General features: G+C 45.2%; 14 protein-coding genes and 2 tRNA genes. 10 read left to right on the forward strand and 6 right to left on the reverse strand.

The annotated features are described in order from the left end of the window. Positions 1-76 precede the first annotated feature (76 nt). Complete coding sequence (gene ettA / locus ACO1B7_RS08430) at positions 77-1738, forward strand: energy-dependent translational throttle protein EttA (protein ID WP_044109003.1); 1662 nt, start codon at positions 77-79, stop codon at positions 1736-1738. Positions 1739-1814: 76 nt separating this feature from the next. On the opposite strand, the gene ACO1B7_RS08435 is transcribed toward ettA, so the two are convergent. From ACO1B7_RS08435 to ACO1B7_RS08455, 5 genes are all read right to left on the reverse strand, one after another. Continuing rightward, positions 1815-2156, reverse strand: coding sequence for a membrane protein (locus ACO1B7_RS08435; protein WP_044109005.1), 342 nt, complete (start codon positions 2154-2156; stop codon positions 1815-1817). Between the two features lie 156 nt (positions 2157-2312). Continuing rightward, positions 2313-2388: transfer RNA gene (locus ACO1B7_RS08440), tRNA-Glu, on the reverse strand. A 38-nt stretch (positions 2389-2426) separates the two neighbouring features. Beyond that, positions 2427-2502 (reverse strand) — tRNA-Ala (locus ACO1B7_RS08445). A 57-nt stretch (positions 2503-2559) separates the two neighbouring features. Further along, on the reverse strand, positions 2560-4068 hold the full coding sequence (gltX, locus tag ACO1B7_RS08450) for a glutamate--tRNA ligase (protein WP_044109007.1): 1509 nt from the start codon (positions 4066-4068) through the stop codon (positions 2560-2562). Between the two features lie 127 nt (positions 4069-4195). Next, entirely contained in the window at positions 4196-4498 is a 303-nt protein-coding gene (locus tag ACO1B7_RS08455) for a hypothetical protein (protein WP_004281126.1), read from the reverse strand. A gap of 393 nt (positions 4499-4891) precedes the next feature. Here ACO1B7_RS08455 and ACO1B7_RS08460 point away from each other — a divergent pair, with 393 nt between their 5' ends. The 9 genes from ACO1B7_RS08460 (at position 4892) to ACO1B7_RS08500 (ending at position 15334) form a co-directional block, all read left to right on the forward strand. Further along, a complete protein-coding gene (locus ACO1B7_RS08460) occupies positions 4892-5893 on the forward strand; it encodes a sulfate ABC transporter substrate-binding protein (protein ID WP_044109073.1) in 1002 nt (333 codons plus the stop codon). 244 nt (positions 5894-6137) lie between these two features. After that, complete coding sequence (locus ACO1B7_RS08465) at positions 6138-7157, forward strand: sulfate ABC transporter substrate-binding protein (protein WP_005101406.1); 1020 nt, start codon at positions 6138-6140, stop codon at positions 7155-7157. Positions 7158-7342: 185 nt separating this feature from the next. Further along, positions 7343-8254, forward strand: coding sequence for a 16S rRNA (cytosine(1402)-N(4))-methyltransferase RsmH (gene rsmH / locus ACO1B7_RS08470; protein ID WP_005101404.1), 912 nt, complete (start codon positions 7343-7345; stop codon positions 8252-8254). Positions 8255-8330: 76 nt separating this feature from the next. Next, positions 8331-8597, forward strand: a complete 267-nt coding sequence (ftsL, locus tag ACO1B7_RS08475; protein ID WP_370940785.1) for a cell division protein FtsL — start codon at positions 8331-8333, stop codon at positions 8595-8597. A gap of 15 nt (positions 8598-8612) precedes the next feature. After that, a complete protein-coding gene (ftsI, locus tag ACO1B7_RS08480; protein ID WP_005101401.1) occupies positions 8613-10436 on the forward strand; it encodes a penicillin-binding protein PBP3 in 1824 nt (607 codons plus the stop codon). Between the two features lie 11 nt (positions 10437-10447). Continuing rightward, on the forward strand, positions 10448-11944 hold the full coding sequence (locus ACO1B7_RS08485) for a UDP-N-acetylmuramoyl-L-alanyl-D-glutamate--2,6-diaminopimelate ligase (protein WP_253147979.1): 1497 nt from the start codon (positions 10448-10450) through the stop codon (positions 11942-11944). 9 nt (positions 11945-11953) lie between these two features. Beyond that, the gene (locus ACO1B7_RS08490; protein ID WP_253147978.1) at positions 11954-13357 is read left to right on the forward strand and encodes a UDP-N-acetylmuramoyl-tripeptide--D-alanyl-D-alanine ligase; all 1404 of its coding nucleotides are present in this window, start codon (positions 11954-11956) and stop codon (positions 13355-13357) included. After that, positions 13358-14476 carry a phospho-N-acetylmuramoyl-pentapeptide-transferase gene (mraY, locus tag ACO1B7_RS08495; protein ID WP_005265518.1) on the forward strand — a complete coding sequence of 373 codons (1119 nt, stop codon included), beginning with the start codon at positions 13358-13360 and terminating at the stop codon, positions 14474-14476. A 54-nt stretch (positions 14477-14530) separates the two neighbouring features. Then, positions 14531-15334 carry a putative RNA methyltransferase gene (locus ACO1B7_RS08500; RefSeq protein ID WP_423090041.1) on the forward strand — a complete coding sequence of 268 codons (804 nt, stop codon included), beginning with the start codon at positions 14531-14533 and terminating at the stop codon, positions 15332-15334. Positions 15335-15384: 50 nt separating this feature from the next. Here ACO1B7_RS08500 and ponA read toward each other — a convergent pair whose 3' ends face one another. Further along, on the reverse strand, positions 15385-17910 hold the full coding sequence (ponA, locus tag ACO1B7_RS08505; RefSeq protein ID WP_423090042.1) for a penicillin-binding protein PBP1a: 2526 nt from the start codon (positions 17908-17910) through the stop codon (positions 15385-15387). Positions 17911-18012 lie beyond the last annotated feature (102 nt).

Below are 18012 nucleotides of genomic sequence, written 5' to 3' on the forward strand. Positions count from 1 at the left end.
CGATTATTTTTTCGCTCTTTTTTGAGCTGGGGTGGTTGTTTTAACCCCATTTGGTTTTTCAGTTGAGGAGTCCTACGTGGCCCAATATATTTACACGATGAACCGAGTGTCGAAGATGGTTCCGCCTAAGCGCGAAATCCTGAAAGACATCTCCTTATCATTTTTCCCAGGCGCTAAAATTGGTGTGCTTGGTTTAAACGGTGCAGGTAAATCTACCTTGCTTCGTATTATGGCGGGCGTAGATAAAGATTTCTCTGGTGAGGCGCGTGCGCAACCGGGTACAAAAATCGGTTATCTTGAGCAAGAACCACCTTTAGACGAAAGCAAAGACGTTCGTGGTAACGTCGAAGATGGTTTACGTGAACCGCTTGATGCCTTGGCACGTCTGGATGAAGTCTTTGCTGAATATGCAGCAGAAGATGCGGATTTCGATGCACTTGCGAAAGAGCAAGAGAAGCTTGAAGCGATTATCCAGACTTGGGATGCGCATAACCTTGCGAACCAGATGGATCAAGCAGCTGCAGCATTGAACTTGCCTGCTTGGGATGCAGATGTATCTAAGCTTTCAGGTGGTGAACGCCGCCGTGTGGCACTTTGCCGTTTACTTCTGTCTAAACCAGACATGTTGCTTCTCGATGAACCGACGAACCATTTAGATGCTTCATCTGTATCTTGGTTGGAACGTTTCTTGAAAGACTTCCCGGGTACCATCGTTGCGATTACGCATGACCGTTACTTCCTGGATAACGTTGCAGAATGGATCCTTGAGCTTGACCGTGGTATGGGTATTCCGTATCAAGGTAACTACTCTTCTTGGCTTGAGCAAAAAAATGCCCGTTTAGAGCAAGAGAACAAGCAGGAAGAATCTTTTGCTAAAGCATTGAAAAAAGAACTTGAATGGGTTCGTTCAAATGCCAAAGGTCAGCAAAAGAAAAACAAAGCGCGTATGGAGCGTTTTGAAGAGCTTAACTCACGCGAATTCCAGCAACGTAACGAAACCTCTGAAATCTACATTCCACCTGGCCCACGTCTGGGCAACAAGGTTGTAGAAGTTGAAGGCATCAGCAAATCGTTTGGTGATCGCTTACTGTACAAAGATTTAACGTTCACAGTACCACCTGCTGCAATTGTGGGTATCGTGGGTGAGAACGGTGCAGGTAAAACCACGCTATTCCGTATGATGACTGGTGAACAGCAACCAGATACCGGTACGGTAACGCTGGGTGAATCGGTTAAAGTGGCTTATGTCGGTCAGATCCGTGACACCTTAGATAACAACAAAACCGTTTGGGAAGAAGTGTCTGGCGGTCTAGACATCTTGAAGATTGGTGATTACGAAATCGCATCTCGTGCGTATATCGGTCGCTTTAACTTTAAAGGCCAAGATCAGCAAAAACGCGTAGGTCAATTGTCAGGTGGTGAGCGTAACCGTTTACAACTTGCGAAAATCCTGCAAATGGGCGCAAACGTTATCCTACTCGATGAACCATCAAACGACTTGGATATCGAAACCTTGCGTGCACTTGAAGATGCCATTCTGGTATTCCCAGGTACTGTGATGGTGATCTCGCATGACCGTTGGTTCCTGGACCGTATTGCAACGCACATCTTGTCATTCGAAGGTGAAACACCTGAATTCTTCACCGGTAACTATGCTGAGTTTGAAGAATATCGCCGTAAGCGTGATGGTGATGATCTTGTAGCGAAGCGTCAAAAATATCGCAAAATCGGTGTTTAATCATCTCCGACTTTTGTAAATAAAAAAACCAGCCTCAGGGCTGGTTTTTTATGTTTATTATAGGGTGGAGGGTAAATTAGATTTCCCACTCATGATTACATTCACGGCATTTCCATTTCTTTTGGGTTTGCATGAATGCCTGCATTGAAATTTTAAAATCAGGTAAGTCCTTATAGAACATAAAGCCTGCGATCAAGGAAAAAATAAAGACGATCACAGTGGCAGTCTGTAAAGTGGTACCTGCACCATCGCCAAAAATCCACATCGCGATACTAATAATAACCAGTAATAGCAAAAGGAACAGGGCAGGGACCAGAAACATTAAGCTTTTAGGAACCACTGGACGTGGAGCTGCTTGACCTGGCTGGGCCACTGGCATGATTTTCGGGCTTTGACACTTAGGGCAACGATATTGCATTACAACTCCAAAATTCTAAATTACTGATTATTTTATCGGAAGATGCGAAGAAACCGAAATATTGCCCAACATAAAATATACAGGCAATAAAAAACCCAAGTCGCAATGCTTGGGTTTTTTATAAGATCACCATATATATTACGATGATCTTGAATATGGCGTCCCTACGGGGATTCGAACCCCGGTTACCGCCGTGAAAGGGCGATGTCCTAGGCCTCTAGACGATAGGGACAATTGAGGCAAATAACACAGCTAAAGCAAGACTTGATTTGGTGGAGTCAAGGAGGATCGAACTCCTGACCTCTACAATGCCATTGTAGCGCTCTACCAACTGAGCTATGACCCCAGTCTGTGTGAGCGCTATATTAGGGATATCGCGCTCACACGTCAACACAAAAATTAATTAAGCTTGATCAATTGCTTCATTTTTCGGCAACTTTAAGCTTTCATTGAGTTTTTCCCAGACTTTCAGCTCTTTTTTGCTTGGACCACCGACAATTTCTAGCGCATGACGTAAACGTGCAAAGGTTAAATCCGGACCAATGGTCACCATCGTTTGCATGACTGGGGTAGAGGCTGTCGAACCGGCAATCGCAATAAAGAACGCAGGCATGAAATCACGTAGCTTGATTTCCATCTGTGTCGCCAAGTCCATCAAGGTCTGGCTCACCGTGTCGTTATTCCAAGTAAACAGGCTTTCTAAACGCCAAATTGCGAATTGAAGACTTTGACGTACCTGTTCATCCGACAGTTTCTTGCTTTCAAACTGTTCTTTAGACAGGGTCGGGAAATGGTTGAAATAATGTGCAGACCAGTTCACAGCTTCAGACAGCAGGTTAATACGCGGTTGAATCGCAGCTGCAATTTCTTCTAATTTGGCACGATCTGCTTTCCAGGCCAATAAGGTGTCTAGAAGTTCAGCCGGGCTGAGTGCCTTGATCCATTGACCATTTAACCAGTTCAATTTCTCAACATCAAAGATCGGACCACCGAGGGATACACGTTTGATATCAAAATGCTCAATCATTTCAGCCAAAGTGAATTTTTCACTTTCATCTGGCATTGACCAGCCCATACGACCCAAGTAGTTCAACAAGGCTTCAGGCAGTACACCGATGTCTCTGTAATAGTTAATTGAGGTCGGGTTTTTACGTTTAGACAGCTTAGATTTATCCGGGTTACGCAGCAGTGGCATGTGGCATAGTATCGGCATTTCCCAACCAAAATATTGATACAGCAACTGATGTTTCGGCGCAGATGGAATCCATTCTTCACCACGAATTACGTGGGTGATTTGCATCAAATGATCATCTACTACGTTAGCCAAGTGGTAGGTTGGTAGGCCATCGGTTTTCAGCAGGATTTGCATGTCTACTTGCGCCCATGGAATCTCGACTTCGCCACGCAGCATGTCATTGAATTTACATACACCTTCAGTCGGTACTTTCATGCGAATCACATGTGGTTCACCAGCGGCCAAACGACGCTCCACTTCTTCTTCAGAAAGATTTAGACCACGACCATCATAACGTGGCGACTCTCCACGTGCCTGCTGTTCTGCACGCATTTGATCCAGTTCTTCTGCAGTTGCGAAACAGTAGAAGGCATGACCTTTCTCTACCAGTTCCAAGGCATAATTTTTATAGATATCCATACGTTCTGACTGGCGGTACGGCGCATGCGGGCCACCGACATCAGGACCTTCAGACCAGTTCAGACCCAACCAGCGCAATGAATCCAGGATCATTTTTTCAGATTCAGGCGTTGAGCGCAGTTGGTCAGTATCTTCAATACGAAGAATGAATTCACCGCCATGCTGTTTAGCAAAACATAAGTTAAACAAGGCGATATAGGCAGTACCTACATGCGGAAAACCAGTAGGAGAAGGTGCAATACGAGTACGAACAGTCATAGCCGGATCTAATCTTAGATATAAAATTGCAGCTATTATAGCGAAAAAGCCACATCACTTAATGCTTTATTCAACATTGAATGATGTGGCTTTTAAATCCGGGAATATTCAGCGCTGTTGAGGCTGATTAAGAATGAGCGCTCGAAAAAATACTTTGGACAAAGCGGGTGAAGCGGTAATTCTGTTCTGCAAAGAAATTTTGCGAAGGTGCGACTTTAAATGCAGTCAAGACTTTGAGATTATCTTCTGTTTGAAGTGTTTTTTCAGTTTTTTGTTGCTGAATCGCTTTTTCAATCGGCGAAGTCTTGCTTTCAACAGTGCTTACTGTAGGCTTCGGCAAATCTGTCTTCACAACGACGGCATGACCGAGTTGAATCGAGAACAACATAATCAGGCTTAGGATGCTGGCTGTGAATAATGTAAATTTCATATCCAAACTTCCTCCTTACTTCGGGTTGGTTTTATTTTGTTAAAAATGTTTTTTTAATACTCTGCCTACAATTTAATCACAGTTGATCATAAAGAAGTAGAACCAAGTCACATTTTTTACAAAAGAAATAATATAACTCTGTGGAAAATTACCAAAAATCGTAATTTCCTGTTTTGGTGGCCTATTTTTAACAGACAACTGTGAAGAGAGCGTGAAGAACTGTCTTATATTGTAGCAGAAGATTACTTTTCTAGCAGAATATGTATCCGGATTTAATTGTTAGAAGATATCTCAAAATCATCAATAGATTGTAGATATTGTTATAAATGCATGATTGTTATGCTTATTTTTGATTTGTATAGTGCAGCTCATATAAACAAAGAGTTACATCAGATGAAAAAAATAATAGCATCCGCAATCTTGACAATTTTAGTTGGAACAGCTGTACAGAATTCCGTCGCCAAAGATTTCCTGAATGTCTCTTATGACCCGACCCGTGAATTTTATCAGGAATATAACGAAGAATTTGGCAAGTTCTGGAAGCAGAAAACCGGACAAACGGTTAATTTTAAACAGTCGCATGGCGGTTCAGGCAAGCAGGCGCGTTCAGTGGTCGATGGTTTGCAGGCCGATGTCGTAACCTTGGCCTTGGCCAATGATATCGAAGAAATCGTCAATGCCGGTTTAATCGAGAAAGACTGGCAAAAAGAGTTTCCGAGTAATTCGGCACCCTATACGTCTACGATTGTATTCTTGGTGCGTAAAGGCAATCCAAAGCAAATCAAAGACTGGAATGATCTGACCAAAGCGGGTGTGGACATTATTACCCCAAACCCGAAAACTGGTGGCGCGCCACGTTGGATCTACCTGTCTGCTTGGGGTTATGCACTGAAACAGCCAGGCGGTAATGATGCGAAAGCCAAAGAGCTGGTGAAAAAACTTTATCAAAATGTCAAAGTTTTAGATTCCGGTGCCCGTGGTTCACTGACGACGTTTGCCGAGCGCGGCATTGGTGATGTGCTTTTATCCTGGGAAAATGAAGCCTTGCTGGCGACGCAAGGTCTGGGTAAAGACAAGTACGATATTGTCTATCCATCGATTTCAATTCTGGCCGAACCATCGGTAGCGATTGTCGATAAGAACGTGAATAAAAATGGCACTACCCATCTGGCAAAAGGCTATTTGAACTATTTATATTCACCGAAAGGGCAGGAGCTTGCTGCGAAATATTTCTTCCGTCCGCGGGATGCCAAAGTCGCTAACAAATATTCAGCCCAGTTTCCGAAAATCCAGACCTTTACCATTGATAAAGTCTTTGGTGGTTGGGCCAAAGCGCAAAAAACACATCTTGTGAATGGGGCGATTTATGACCAGATTTACAATGAAAAAAGATAAGTAAGCTGTAGTCCAGATGGAATAAAGAAAATGGCTAAAGTGTTATCCATTTTCTTTATATCTAATGCATAAAATTCTATATCTTAGATATAAGTAGAATAATAAACTGTATTTTCCTTTTAAAAACAAAATATTAAGTCAGAAAAACCTTTCATTTTATCGTGTTGTGATGTTGTAGGGTGAATTGCGATAAATGATTTTATTTCATATAGTTATATCTAATGAAGATAAACTCTGTGCTGCCATGAAAACTCAATTAAAATCGTTATTTAGTGCTGCCTTGTTGGCGACTGGTTTAGGCATGACCGCGACTGCTTCACAAGCAGCAGACCGTCAGTTTCTGAATGTATCCTATGATGCCACGCGTGAGTTCTATGATGAATTTAACAAATCATTTGGGACTTACTGGAAAAACCGCACCGGTCTGGATGTGAATTTCAAGCAGTCTCATGGCGGTTCGGGCAAACAGGCGCGTTCTGTGGTCGATGGCCTGAAAGGTGATGTGGTGACTTTGGCGCTGGCCAATGACATCGAAGAAATTGTGAAATCTGGTCAGATTCAGCCGGGCTGGCAAAAGGAATTCCCACACAACTCGGCACCTTATACTTCGACGATCGTATTCATGGTCCGCAAGGGCAACCCGAAAGGCATCAAGGACTGGAATGACCTAACAAAACCAGGCGTGCAAATTATTACGCCAAACCCGAAAACGGGCGGTTTGCCGCGTTGGGTGTATCTGTCTGCATGGGGTTATGCCGAGAAACAGCCAGGCGGCAATAAAGCTAAAGCACAGGATTTTGTTGGCAAACTTTATAAGAACGTGAAAGTGATGGATTCTGCTGCACGTGCTTCAATGACCACCTTTGCCGAGCGTGGGATTGGCGATGTATTGCTGACTTGGGAAAATGAAGCCTTGGTCACGCAAAAGACCTTGGGTAAAAACAAGTTTGATATCGTCTATCCATCAATTACCATTTTGACTGAACCGTCAGTGGCGATTGTGGATCGTACCGTAGAGAAAAATGGCAATAAATGGCTAGCAACAGGTTATATCAATTACCTGTATTCACCATTGGGTCAGGAAATGGCAGCTAAACATTTCTATCGTCCACGTAATGAAAAAGTATTAGCGAAATATTCGGCACAGTTCCCGAAAATCAAAACCTTTACCATTGATGAGGTCTTTGGTGGTTGGGCCAATGCACAGAAAACCCATTTTGTGAATGGTGCAATTTTCGACCAGATTTATAACAGCAAACGTTAATTGATCTGCGAAGTCCTCTTGCTGGTAAAAAAGCCTCCTGAACAGGAGGCTTTTTTTGTGGCAGAAAATGCTAAAACGGTTTTCTCTATGGAAAGTAATATTTATCTACAAAAAGTCGTTTGGAGCTTTGCCTAAACAGGGTGATAATGTGCAGTTAAATTTTCCCCCCTATTGATTGAGTTTTTATGTCACATATTTCTGTATTACTTCACGAAACGATTGATGCCTTGTTGGCGGGTCGCAATACGGGAACTTATGTGGATGGTACCTTTGGCCGTGGTGGACATACGCGTTTATTGCTGTCCAAATTAGATGAAAATGCACGCGTCTATGCCTTTGATAAAGATCCACAAGCACTGGCTGTAGCGGCTGAACTCGAACAAGAAGATTCACGTTTTAAAATTATTCATGCCAGCTTTGCTGATCTGAAAGAGGCATTGGCTGAGCTGGGCATTGAACACGTCGATGGGGTGATGGCGGATCTTGGTGTTTCTTCACCGCAGCTGGATCAGGCTGAACGTGGTTTCAGTTTTATGAAAGATGGCCCACTGGATATGCGCATGGACAACTCGCAAGGTCCCACCGCAGCAGAATGGCTGACCCAGATTGAAGAAGAAGCACTGGCGAATATCATTTTTAAATATGGTGAAGAGCGTTATAGTCGCCGTATTGCCAAAGCGATTAAAGCTGCTGGATATATTGATACCACGGCAAAGCTCGCTGAGATCGTAAAAGTAGCGCACCCGAAATGGGAAAAAAATAAGCATGCTGCGACCCGTACTTTCCAGGCAATTCGTATTGCTATTAATAAGGAATTAGAAGATATTGAAATCTTCTTGCCTCAGGCCGTTGAAATCTTGAAACCTGAAGCACGTTTGGCGGTGATTAGCTTCCATTCACTGGAAGACCGTTTGATTAAACAATTTATTCAAAAAGAGTCAACGCTTGAAGAGGATTCAGGCTGGGGAATGCCACAACAACAGAAAGATACGCGACGTTTAAAGAAAGTTTCTCGTGTTAAAGCCAGTGATGAGGAGGTCAAAGCCAATCCTCGTTCACGTAGCGCATGGCTCCGGGTAGCAGAACGTTTAGCTTAATAGGCAGATCATGAAAACGGAAGTGGTTGATAAAAAAACAGAAAAATTGTGGCTGAAAAAAGTTACAATCTATCTCATGCTGATATTGATGGTCTTCATCAGTGCAGTATTTGTGGTATTTCAGGTATTTGAATACCGTCAGGATAACAGAAAGCTGAGTACCTATCTGCGTGAAAGGGATGACCTGAATGCAGAGTGGGGGCGTTTGCTGATTGAGCAGCAAACTTTTGGCGCGACGGCACAGATCGGTACGCGTGCAGTGACACAGCTGCGTATGTATTCACCTCCGGTTTCACAAAGTGTCGTGATTTCCTTACCACAAACTTCAGATGAGAAAAAATAAGGCTAGCGTTCCGACATGGTAGACAAGAGAAAGAAGCAACCGGTACGTAAAAAACAATCGGTCACCGACAAAAATGCCTCAAATGTTTATATCAATCGTTTTTACATCATGTGGGCGGTGGTGTTGCTGTGTTTTGTGACACTGATTTGCCGTGCTTTCTATGTACAGATTATTAATAAAGATTTTTTGCAAAACAAAGCCAATGCCAATATTTTAAGAACCAATACCATCAAGGCAATGCGTGGCGTAATTTATGATCGTAATGGCATTCCATTGGCTATCAGTACCCCAATCATGAAAATTGTGATTGATCCACGTGATTATTTTGACAATAAAAAACTCTATGACGAGACCATGCTGGCGCTGGAAAAAGAACCGAATAGCCGCAAGCTCAAACGTCAGCTACCGGATAAAAACCTGAATCTGGATGAGCTGGCGGATGCAGTCGGTATGGATCGGGCAGAACTACGTAAAAAAATGGAAGAACGTCCGCGTTCACGTTATCTGATCCTGAAAAAAGAAGTTCCGCCACAACAGGCCGAACTGATCATGAAACGTAATTTTCAGGGCGTATATACCGAGAAAAACTATAAGCGCTATTATCCGCAGCCACAGCCGAACTCTCAGATTATTGGTCTGACCAATAGCGAAGGCAGCGGCATTGAAGGTCTGGAAATGCAGCTGAATAGCCGTCTTTCCGGAAAGGATGGCGAACAGCAGATCATTCGCGATAAAAAAGGTAACCGGGTCAAAGAACCGGAAGTGATTAAAGAAGTTGAACCGGGCGAAAATATTACCTTAAGTATCGACTCGCGTCTGCAATATATCATGTACCGTGAGCTGACTGCGGCCGGAGTTGCCAATAATGCCCGTTCAGCGACTGCGATTGCGGTAGATGTCAAAACCGGTGAAATTCTGGCGCTGTCATCATGGCCATCCTATAACCCGAATGATAAAAACAGCCTGCTCAATAAGGATGCCATGCGTAACCGCGGTGCAGTCGATTCTTTCGAGCCGGGCTCGACCATGAAGCCGCTCACTGTAGCGATGGCCTTGGAAAGTGGCAAATATACGGCGAATTCAGTCGTGAATACCACACCGGGCAGTATGCGGGTTGGTAATCATACCATTCGTGATACGCATAACTATGGTCAGTTGACACTCGGCGGCATTCTACAGAAATCCTCTAACGTTGGTGTGGCAAAACTGGCCTTATCGTTGCCGTATGAAACCTTACCAACCTTCTATAAACGTCTGGGTTTTGGTCAGCGTTCAGCGGTGAAATTCCCGGGTGAAAGTGCCGGTTTGATTCTTCCACCAAGCAAATGGAATGTATCAGAAGTGGCGACTATGTCCTATGGTTATGGTCTGAACGCGACGGTACTTCAGCTAGCTGATGCCTATGCCATGCTGGCCAATAAAGGCGTGAAAATGCCACTGAGCCTGTATAAGCTGGAAGAACAGCCCCAAGGTGAGCAGATGATCGATGCCAATATTGCCGATCAGGTCCTGCTGATGATGGAAACCGCAACCTTGCCAGGTGGTACAGCAACTCGCGCCACCATTCCAGGCTATCGCGTGGCAGGTAAAACCGGTACTGCACATAAGCTGCGTGCTGACCGTAAAGGTTATTCAACCAGTGAATACCGGGCTTTATTTGCCGGCGTAGCACCAGTCAGTGATCCACGGATTGCCATGGTGGTGGTGGTGGAAAACCCACAAGGCACCTACTATGGCGGTACGGTATCCGCACCGGTCTTTGCCCGCGTGATGCAGGAATCCTTGCGTCTGCTGAATGTCCCTCTGGACAAACCTTTAGAACCTCCCAAAGTCCAGTAAATAGGTGATCAATGTCTATTACATTTCAAGATCTCTACACCCCTCACGATGTCGCTGACTGGATGAAGCAATCCTTTCAGGGCTTCGAGCTGGATAGTCGTAAAGTTAAACCGGGACAGATTTTTATTGCCCTGACCAGTCTGTCTCAACCGGAAAAAACTGCTCAATTTGCCCAGAAAGCCTTAGAGCAGGGTGCATTGGCCGTGATTTCAGAAACTGAGCTGGGGGTATCTCCAAATCTGGTAGTGGCAGATGTACGTCATCTGATGGGGCAGTGGCAAAAGCAGTATTTGCAAGCGACTCAACCTGTTCAAGCTGCTCGAATTCTGGCAGTTACCGGCACCAATGGTAAAACCACGATTTCTCGCTTGGTGGCTGAATTCATCATGCTGCAAGGTAAAGCCTGTGCAGTGATGGGTACCACAGGTAACGGGATTTTACCAAATCTGGAAGCATCTTCGCACACCACTCTGGATGCCTTGCAACTGCAAAATGCCTTGCATGGCTATGCGCAGGCTGGTGCGGAATTTGCCTCGATTGAAGCCAGCTCACATGGTCTGGAACAAGGTCGCTTGAATGGTTGTGATATCGAGATTGCGGGTTACAGCAATTTGAGTCGTGATCATCTGGATTATCACGGAACGCTGCAAGCTTATGCGGAAGCGAAATCGGATTTATTCCGGTTTGAATCTTTAAAAGTCGCTGTCATCAATATCGATGATGAGCATGCACAGATCATGCTGGATGCTGCGAAAAATAATCCGGCACAGCCTAAAATTTTGACTTATTCCACCAAGCAAAAAGCGGATTATCAGGTTCAGGATATTCAGTACAGCATTTCAGGTGCGAACTTTAAACTAGAAACTGCTTCTGCTGAATATGTGGTTAACAGTCCATTACTGGGTCATTTCAATATTGAAAATCTGGTCGCCAGTCTGATCATGGCGGAGCAGGCTGGTTTTGACCTGAACAATTTGATTGCAACTGTACCACAGCTTAAAGGTGCGCCAGGTCGCATGCAGGTGCTACGTGATGGTGAGCGCCTGTTTGTGGTGGATTATGCGCATACCCCGGATGCTTTGACCCAGGTTTTGGTGACCTTGAAACGTCATGTTTCACAAAATCTCTGGACTGTTTTCGGCTGTGGCGGTGATCGTGACCGTGGTAAACGTCCACTGATGACTCAGGCTGCTTTAGACGGTTCAGATATCGCAGTACTCACTTCTGATAATCCACGGACCGAAGATCCGGCACAAATTTTTGCTGATATGAAAAATGGCATCGATTTTTCCGGCAAAACCTATCATGAAATTCATGACCGTCGTGAAGCGATCAAGTTTGCGGTTAAACACGCACAGGCGGGTGATATTGTGGTGATTGCAGGAAAAGGGCACGAAAATTATCAGGAAATTGATGGTGTACGTCACTGGTTTGATGACGTGGTCGAAGTGCAAGCTGCGATTGATGCCCAGCATTGCAACACAGATTCAGCCTATTCAGCGCATTAGGATTCAGATATGCATACCTCAACAACAAGTACTGCGGCGCTGGAGCCGTGGAGCATAGAACAATTACAGCAGGCTACCCAAGGCTACTGGCTGAATGATAAAAAGCCTGCAGGCCAGATCAAGCGGATTTTGACTGATTCACGTGATGCAGAAGCAGGTGATGCTTTTCTTGCGCTGAAAGGCGAGCGTTTTGACGCGCATGACTTTATTGCGCAAGTCGCGGCTCAAGGTTGTGAAATTGCCATTGTCAGCCGTCCGGTGGATGCCGATATTTGCCAACTGGTGGTAGAAGATACTCGTCTGGCATTGGGACAGTTAGGTGCTTATCGCCGTCAGCAGAATCCTCAACTCAAAGTTATTGCCTTGACCGGCAGTAGTGGCAAGACCACGACTAAAGAAATGCTGGGAAGCATTCTGTCGCGTCTGGCACCGACCTTGGTTACGCGTGGTAATTTGAATAATGACCTTGGCGTGCCGGTAATGTTGCTGGAGCTACGTCCTGAACATCAATATGCGGTGATGGAACTCGGTGCAAGTCATCAGGGTGAAATTGATTACACTTCAAAAATGGTGCAGCCGCATGTGGCGGGGATCATTAATATCGGGACTGCGCATTTAGGTGAATTTGGCGGTCGTGACGGGATTTGCCGCGCGAAATCCGAGATTTATGCGCATATCTCTGAAACCTCAATTATTCCTGCTGCAGATGATTTTGCTGAAACCATTCGTGCCGCAGTAAAAACTGAAAAAAGCTTGAGTTTTGGTGCTGGTGGTGAAGTCTATGCCAGCGATGTAGTCCTTGATGCTCAATCTTCAAGTTTTACCCTGAATACAGCGCAAGGCTCGAAAACAGTTCAGTTGCCGTTTGCCGGCGAGCATAATGTTGAAAATGCGACTGCAGCAGCAGCTTTCGCCCTAGCGATCGGTATTGGTCTGGATGATATCGTGGCTGGCCTGGAACAGGCAGTCGGTGCCAAAGGTCGTCTGAATTTTATTCCGCATAAAGACTATTTATTTATTGATGACACCTACAATGCCAATCCGGGTTCGATGCGTGCAGCGGCTGAAGTGTTGGCGCAGCAGCAGGGTATCCGGGTCATGGTCACCGGCGATATTGGTGAACTCGGTTCATCTGCCGCAATCGAGCATTACAAGCTCGGTCGGGATCTGGTCTCGGTTAAAGGCATTAATTTTGTGGTGGCTGTGGGTGAATTTGCGCCGGCCGCACAAGAAGGTGCCCGTAGTACACAATATGGTAAAAAAATGCAGGCTTTCCTGAATCAGGAGCAGGCATTACCGTTTTTAATTCGTTTGATTGAAACACATCAACCTCAGCCGATGTCATTCCTGTTTAAAGGGTCGCGTTTTACCCATATGGAAACATTGATGGCTGCATTGATGGAGAAACTCTAAATGCTGTTATGGCTCTTTGAACATTTGGCGGGCTTTGACAGCACGTTTCAGGTGGTTCGTTATTTAACTTTACGTGCTTTGCTCAGTGTCTTGACGGCACTGACCATTGGTCTGGTGCTCGGTCCTATAATGATTCGCAAGCTTCAGGCGCTGAAATATGGTCAGGCAGTCAGCTCGTATGCCCCTGAAAACCATGCCAAGAAAATGGGAACGCCGACCATGGGCGGGGTACTGATCCTGCTTTCAATCGGGATTTCGACTCTACTTTGGGCGGATCTTTCCAATCCTTATGTCTGGATTGTGCTGGGTGTGATGGTGATTTTCGGTGCCGTTGGCTGGGCCGATGACTGGATTAAAATCCGTTATAAAGACAATGCGGGTTTGCCTGCGAAGAAAAAATTCTTCTGGACTTCAGTGGGTTCATTAGGTGCTGGTATTGCCTTGTATGTGATTGCGCAGCAACAGACCAATCCAGTGCATACCGCGAATATGCTGGATCTATTGATTCCATTCTTTAAAGACCTAAGCATTCCATTGTCGATGATTCCGTTGGGTATTGGTTTTATTATCTTTACCTATTTCGTGATTAACGGTGCATCCAATGCCGTGAACCTGACCGATGGTCTGGATGGTCTGGCGATTATGCCAATCGTGCTGGTTGCTACAGGTCTGGGTGTATTTGCCTATCTGGCCGGTGACGTGCGATTTGCCAACTATCTACATATTCCTTATGTAAAATATTCGTCTGAACTGGTGGTGGTCTGTGCTGCCATGATCGGGGCGGGTCTGGCTTTCCTTTGGTATAACGCCCATCCGGCTCAAGTATTTATGGGTGATGTCGGTGCTTTATCTCTTGGTGCGATGCTGGGTACGATTGCCGTCATGGTTCGTCAGGAAATCGTATTTGCGATTATGGCCGGTGTCTTTGTGGTGGAAGCGGTTTCAGTCTTCCTGCAGATTGGTTCATTAAGAATGCGCAATAAGCGTGTATTCCTGATGGCGCCGCTACATCATCATTATGAAAAGAAAGGCTGGCGTGAAACCCAAGTGGTGATCCGTTTCTGGATTATTACGATTATGCTGGTAGTTTTGGGTCTAATGACCTTAAAATTGCGTTAAGAAATGCATGAGAAAAAGTCGGCGCATGCCGGCTTTTTTGTTTTGGAGAAAATGATGAATTTACTCATGTGCCCAGTCTGTCGCCAGCAGTTGAGCTTAAATGAAAGAACATGGCGCTGTGAGAATCATCATAGTTACGATGTCGCCAAACAAGGCTATGTGAACCTGCATGTGGTTCAGCACAAGCACAGCAAAAACCCGGGAGATACGCCTGAGTCTGTGCAGGCACGTCGCGCATTTCTTAGTGCAGGTCATTATGCGCCTTTGCAACAGACTGTCGTGGAAAAGATTCGCGAGTTGCGGATTGAGAACCTTTTAGATATTGGCTGTGGAGAAGGCTATTACACCAATGCCATGCAGGCTGAAGTGCTGCAATGTGTGGGAGTTGATATTGCCAAGAATGCAGTTCAGGTGGCTGCCAGACTGAATAAAGACATTACTTGGGTGGTGGGAGCCGGGGCAACCTTGCCTGTACAGGATGAATCGATTGATCTGTGTACCAGTTTATTCAGTCCGATTCCCAAACAGGAAATCCTGCGGGTCTTGAAGCCGAAGTCTTATTTGATGGTGGTGACACCAGCACCACAACATTTATATGCCATGCGTGAAGCGCTGTTTGAAGAAGTGAAACCACATGAGCCGCAGAAGTTTGTTGAGCAGTTACAAGATGAATTTAATCTGATCAGTGAGCAGGTGATTGATGCACCGATGATTTTGCCACAGGCTGATTTAAAAAACCTGATTGCCATGACACCCTATGCTTATAAGGCCAAGCCGGAACACCGTTTAGCACTCGAACAGCAGGATCAGTTTGAATTGCTGGCGCAATATCAAATTTACCTGTTCCAGAAGAAATAAAAAATTGCATATAAAAAGCCCTCAACTGAGGGCTTTTTATATCAGTCAGATTACTGGACTTCTTCAATCAGATTTTCCAGAGAATCTACCCGGTTCGGCTGAAGAGGCTGTTCTTGTGGTGCAGAACTTTCATCATCTGGTAAACGAATCGGTTGATCTGGTAGATCCTCAAAGTCAGTTTCTGTGCGTTTCGGGACGACCACAGGTGCAGGACGGTAAAGCGCTGTCGCCAGAGGCGGAGAAGACGGATCATTCTGCTGCTCATCAGCCTGAACCGCCTTGTTGCGATTCACCGGTGCCTTGGCATTGCGGTCTAAACGTACCCATGCTTCTGGCTGGCCTTTTAATGCCTTGCCCATAAAATCGGTCCAGATCGGTAAAGCTGCCACACCACCATATTCACGGCGACCTAAGGTGGTCGGCTGGTCAAAGCCCACCCAGGTCACGGTGACCAGCTTGCCATTGAAACCCGCAAACCAGGCGTCTTTGGCATCATTAGTGGTACCGGTCTTCCCGCCGATATCACTGCGACCAATTCTTAATGCCGCACGACCGGTACCATGCTGAATCACATCACGCAAAATGTTGGCCATGTCATAGGCAGAGCTGGATTTTAAAATACGCTGTGCCTGACGATAATTACTGTCTTCGGCAGAGACTTTAGGTGCGGCCTGTTTTTGCTCTAAAGTTGTATTGTTAATTGCAATTGCTTCGTCATCTGCGGTAATGGGGTCAGTGGCTTGAACTGTTTCTTCTTTTTCATTAATACATGAAATACAGGCATATTCAGGCTTGGCTTCAAAGATGGTATTGCCATAGGCATCTTCAATGCGGGTAATAAAGTGCGGCTGAATTCGGTAACCGCCATTGGCAAAGGTGGCATAGCCAGTCGCCATCTGAATCGGAAGAACCTGCGGGGTGCCTAAGGCAATGGTATAGTTACGTGGAATCTGACTGTCCTGTAAACCAAAATCCATAAATAACTGACGTGTACGTTCAATCCCGACGGCCTGTAATAAGCGCACTGAGACTGTATTACGTGACAGATAAAGTGCACGACGTAGCGGGATCATACCCAGATAACGGCCATCCGAGTTACGTGGCGTCCATTTGCCAATGGTAATCGGTGCATCATTGACCATGGTATGCGGCGTCATGCCACGTTCCAAAGCCAGTGCATAAACAAAAGGCTTAATAGTAGAACCGGGTTGACGCCAACCTTGGGTTGCACGGTTAAATTTCGACTGATAAAAGTTATATCCCCCGACAATGGCTTCAATCGCACCATTATTTGGGTTGATAGCAATCAATTGTCCTTGCACATTGGGGATCTGCACCAATGACCAAGAGGTTTTATTTTCATTGGGTCTTAAGCGAACAATATCTTTGACTTTGACAATTTCGGACGCTTTGCTCGGTGCGCCACCTACACTGTTGACGTTACGAAAGCGACGCGCCCAGGACATACCTGACCAAGGAACAGTTACGCTACTTCCGTCCTGCATGAGTGCTTCAAAGCTGGAAGTGCCCACCTTGGTTACTTGCGCGGGATAGGTGTTAGCATAAGCACGGAACTTGTCGAGGGGTTGATCATGTGCTTCAGCACCACGCCAGCCATGCCGACGGTCATAAGCCTCTAAGCCTTCTTGTACCGCTTGTTCCGCATAGGCCTGACGTTCACTATGAATAGTGGTATAGACTTTATAGCCGGAATCTACCGCCTGTTCACCAAAATTTTGTACCAGTTCAGAGCGTACCATCTCACCCGCATACGGGAATCTGTTACGGGTACTTCGGTCAGGCATATCCAGATTAATCGGTTCAGCAATGGCTTGCTGATACTGGATCTGGTTTAAATAGCCCAATTGTAGCATACGGCCTAAAATCCAGTTACGACGTTCCAAGGCGCGTTTGGGATTGGCGACCGGATTATATCGAGAAGGTGCTTTAGGCAGGCCAGAGATCATAGCCATCTGTGCAGTCGAAAGATCTTCTAAGCTTTTGTTATAGTAAATTTTAGCTGCTGCTGCGATACCGTAAGCATTTTTCCCTAGGAAAATTTTATTGACATACAGGGTCAGAATTTCTTCTTTACTTAAGTTTTGCTCAATTTTACGGGCCAGAAAAATTTCAGTCAGTTTGCGCTTCAGCGTCCGTTCAGGACTAAGGTAATAATTTTTTGCCACTTGCATGGTAATGGTTGAACCACCGGTCTGTACATCCGAGCCGGTCACCGTCTCACTGAGTGCGCGTCCCAAGCTTTTAAAGCTGATTCCGCTATGCTCAAAAAAGCTGGAATCTTCAGCGGCGAGGAAAGCATGAATAAATTCGGGTGGAATTTGTTCATATTTCACGGGAACAGAAAGCTTGCCTCCATATTCAGCAATTAATTCATTATCTGAACTAAAAACTTGTAAAGGCTTTAATAAAGGTGCCTTTTTAAGCGTAGACATTTCAGGCAAAGATGGGGCAATATAGAGATACATGCCATAGAAACCCATCGGAATTGAGATCAGTATAATGATAATGATCAAAAAAAATGGATGAACAAGGCCTGAACAAGATAGCTTTTTCATAACAAGTAAGTTTTAATAAGAGCTAATGGCGAACTAATTACCGGTCAGTATATCCTGTCGATATCCATATTGTTAGATGAGTTATTGTATCTATATAAAATT

This window comes from Acinetobacter lwoffii (assembly GCF_049367455.1).
GTDB lineage: Bacteria > Pseudomonadota > Gammaproteobacteria > Pseudomonadales > Moraxellaceae > Acinetobacter > Acinetobacter lwoffii_W.

Excerpts from the sequence above, each read along its gene's own strand:
- ACO1B7_RS08435 (WP_044109005.1), bottom strand. The coding sequence starts at position 2,156 with ATGCAATATCGTTGCCCTAAGTGTCAAAGCCCGAAAATCATGCCAGTG.
- gltX (WP_044109007.1), bottom strand. The coding sequence starts at position 4,068 with ATGACTGTTCGTACTCGTATTGCACCTTCTCCTACTGGTTTTCCGCAT.
- ACO1B7_RS08455 (WP_004281126.1), bottom strand. The coding sequence starts at position 4,498 with ATGAAATTTACATTATTCACAGCCAGCATCCTAAGCCTGATTATGTTG.
- ACO1B7_RS08460 (WP_044109073.1), top strand. The coding sequence starts at position 4,892 with ATGAAAAAAATAATAGCATCCGCAATCTTGACAATTTTAGTTGGAACA.
- ACO1B7_RS08465 (WP_005101406.1), top strand. The coding sequence starts at position 6,138 with ATGAAAACTCAATTAAAATCGTTATTTAGTGCTGCCTTGTTGGCGACT.
- rsmH (WP_005101404.1), top strand. The coding sequence starts at position 7,343 with ATGTCACATATTTCTGTATTACTTCACGAAACGATTGATGCCTTGTTG.
- ftsL (WP_370940785.1), top strand. The coding sequence starts at position 8,331 with ATGCTGATATTGATGGTCTTCATCAGTGCAGTATTTGTGGTATTTCAG.
- ftsI (WP_005101401.1), top strand. The coding sequence starts at position 8,613 with ATGGTAGACAAGAGAAAGAAGCAACCGGTACGTAAAAAACAATCGGTC.
- ACO1B7_RS08485 (WP_253147979.1), top strand. The coding sequence starts at position 10,448 with ATGTCTATTACATTTCAAGATCTCTACACCCCTCACGATGTCGCTGAC.
- ACO1B7_RS08490 (WP_253147978.1), top strand. The coding sequence starts at position 11,954 with ATGCATACCTCAACAACAAGTACTGCGGCGCTGGAGCCGTGGAGCATA.
- mraY (WP_005265518.1), top strand. The coding sequence starts at position 13,358 with ATGCTGTTATGGCTCTTTGAACATTTGGCGGGCTTTGACAGCACGTTT.
- ACO1B7_RS08500 (WP_423090041.1), top strand. The coding sequence starts at position 14,531 with ATGAATTTACTCATGTGCCCAGTCTGTCGCCAGCAGTTGAGCTTAAAT.
- ponA (WP_423090042.1), bottom strand. The coding sequence starts at position 17,910 with ATGAAAAAGCTATCTTGTTCAGGCCTTGTTCATCCATTTTTTTTGATC.